This window comes from Lentiprolixibacter sp. (genome assembly GCF_982873095.1).
On sequence record NZ_CEYNTP010000324.1, the window covers coordinates 1 to 2,476 of the forward strand.

Genomic DNA, 2,476 nt, shown 5'->3' on the forward strand with positions numbered 1-2,476 from the left:
TCATCCCCTTTTATAACTTTTTTGTATGCCATATGATTATTGAAATGTGTACAACTTGTTATATGGATTCTAAGATAGCATTTTATCCCTTGCCGTTTCCAGATAGGGATTTTGGTTCAATAGAATGTTGTCCATTGTGGTTTTGATGACCATCATACCTTATCACCATGGGCCTTCCTATAAATGGGCTGCTTTTGCTCTTTGACAAAAATTCCATCCAATTCCTCCGGCAACTTCTCGTGACCTCCCAGGACCAGAATGCCGTTGGGCTGCAGAAGGGCTTTCATTTTATCAAAAAGGATCAGCTGCAGTTCGGTTTGAAAATAAGTAGCGACCAGATTGCGGCAGAGGACAAGGTCGAACTGCCCTTCCGGCTGGGTTATGCGAATGTCCTGACAAATCCATTCGATGTTTTTTTTAAATGCAGGATGAAGGCAATAGGTATCCTCCTCTTTATAAAAGGCGGTTGACAACCAGGTTTTTGGCAGGGCTTTTAAGGAGCCGTAGCTGTAACAACCGGCCCGGGCGCGATCCAGTACCCGGCTGTTGATGTCTGTAGCAAGGATCTTAAACTCCAACCCCGCAAATTTTTTCTTCAGTGCAAAATGCCAGATCAGGGAGAGGGTGTAGGGTTCTTCCCCGGAGGCGCATCCGGCCGACCAGCAGCGGAGGGGACGATCTTCGGCCATTGCCCTACGGGCCAGCGCTGGTAAAATTTCACTTTTCAGATGATCAAAGATTGCCCAGTCCCTGTAAAACCTGGAGATCACAATGCCACACATTTCATCGAGCACGGACCACTCTGCTGGATGGGCGTCCAGCCAGCGCTGATAGTCTTCATAAGCCTCCAAACCCAGGGTGGCCATGCGCCGCCTGATCCGCTTACAGACCTGCTTACGAACCTTCCGGAAACCCGCCCATTGCATCCGCATCCGGGGAAGCGCCCATTGTAAGAACTGTATACAACCGTTGGTCATTGTAGCCTAATAGATGGATAAAAATAAAAATTCAAATTCCCGGGCAATTCAGTCCCAGGTCAGGGCCAGGGTATCCTCATTAACCCAAACAGCTTCGGTGCCAAATTGTTTTCCTTCCCGGTTCAGCACCCCCCTTAACCAATTGGCATCTTTTTTACGGGGCCTGTTTAATTGGAATTTTCTGAGCTGTGTCGGAACCATATGCAGGGAGGCCAGGCTTCCCAGTGCCCTATCCCAGTCTATGAAATACATCAGGCCCAGGTCACCTCTATATTGTTCATGCCCGCTGATGCCTTCATAGTCATTGATAAGGTCCCCGCAACCGTATAAAATGGGTTTGCCCTTATAGACTTCAATACCCATGATATGGTGGGAGGAATGCCCATGGATGATATCAGCCCCGGCCTTGTCTATCAATTCATGGGCGAAGTCTCGCTGTCTCTTTGTAATCTCATACCCCCAATTACCGCCCCAATGCAGGGATACCACTACCAGGTTTCCCTTGGTTTTAAAGGGTTTAATTTCCTGAGCAATCGTCTCAATGGCCTCCACAGATCCAGGGTTTACCACATTCAGGCCCGGTCTTCCTTCTCCCGCTTTCCACTCTTCTGGAATGCCACTGGAAGGCATCCCATACCCAAATACCAGGACAGTACCTTTGTCCACCACAGAGAGTACGGCCGGTTGCTTAGCCTCACTATCATTGCGACCAGCACCGGCAGTTTGGATATTCACTTGTTCAAGCGCTCCTAAGGTTTCCAGCAACCCTTTCTCTCCCCAGTCCAGTACATGATTATTTGCCAGGACGCAACAGTCGATCTTAGCACTGGTCAGGCACGGGATATTATCGGGATGCATACGGTAGTTGATCCCCTTATCCGCATAATCATTGCTCTTTGTAATGCTGGTCTCCAGATTGATGATCCTGAGGTCCGCTTCTTTGATCACCCCCAGGCCGTAATTCCAGATGTAACCGAAATCTACCGGCTTTGGGATGCGGCCATTATGTTGCTCTGCCAGTTTAACATAGTCCCTGGCATTCTTTATATAGGACTCGTAAATTTTCGGATCAGAGGGGTGGAGCAATATCTGGTCAATACCCCGACCGGTCATTACATCACCTGATAGAAAGATGGAGATCGATTTATCCAAGATAGCGTGCCTTAAAATGATGGCAAATAAATTAGAGAAGTACGGGGACCCGGGGAATGATTTAGGTCAGTAAGGAGGACTTCGGGACGTTGCGTGTTGAAAACAAAAAAAGAAAATGGGATTTGAAGGATTATCTACATGATCCTCACGCGCTCCACACCTTCACTTCGTTACGGTGCGCAAAGCCCTGTTCAAACCAAAAGAGGAGGATTATCTACATGATCCTCACTGCGCTCGCTCCTGAAAATAGAAAATCCAACGGCTTCGCCGTTAATTTCCCTTTTACTTCGAACGATAAAACAAGTTTTTCGTTCTACGTAAAAGAAAAATCCATCACAATCAGTGAT

At 47.6% G+C, this 2,476-nt stretch carries 2 protein-coding genes; both read right to left on the reverse strand.

Going from position 1 to position 2,476, the window contains the following annotated elements; translation table 11 throughout:
- Nucleotides 1–152: 152 nt before the first annotated feature.
- On the reverse strand, nt 153–977 hold the full coding sequence (locus AC4E7D_RS13895) for a CheR family methyltransferase (protein WP_490174377.1): 825 nt from the start codon (nt 975–977) through the stop codon (nt 153–155).
- 48 nt (nt 978–1,025) lie between these two features.
- Nucleotides 1,026–2,129 carry a CapA family protein gene (locus AC4E7D_RS13900; protein WP_490174378.1) on the reverse strand — a complete coding sequence of 368 codons (1,104 nt, stop codon included), beginning with the start codon at nt 2,127–2,129 and terminating at the stop codon, nt 1,026–1,028.
- Between the last annotated feature and the right edge of the window lie 347 nt (nt 2,130–2,476).

Coding starts and splice junctions, on each gene's coding strand:
- AC4E7D_RS13895 (WP_490174377.1), bottom strand. CDS start 977: ATGACCAACGGTTGTATACAGTTCTTACAATGGGCGCTTCCCCGGATG.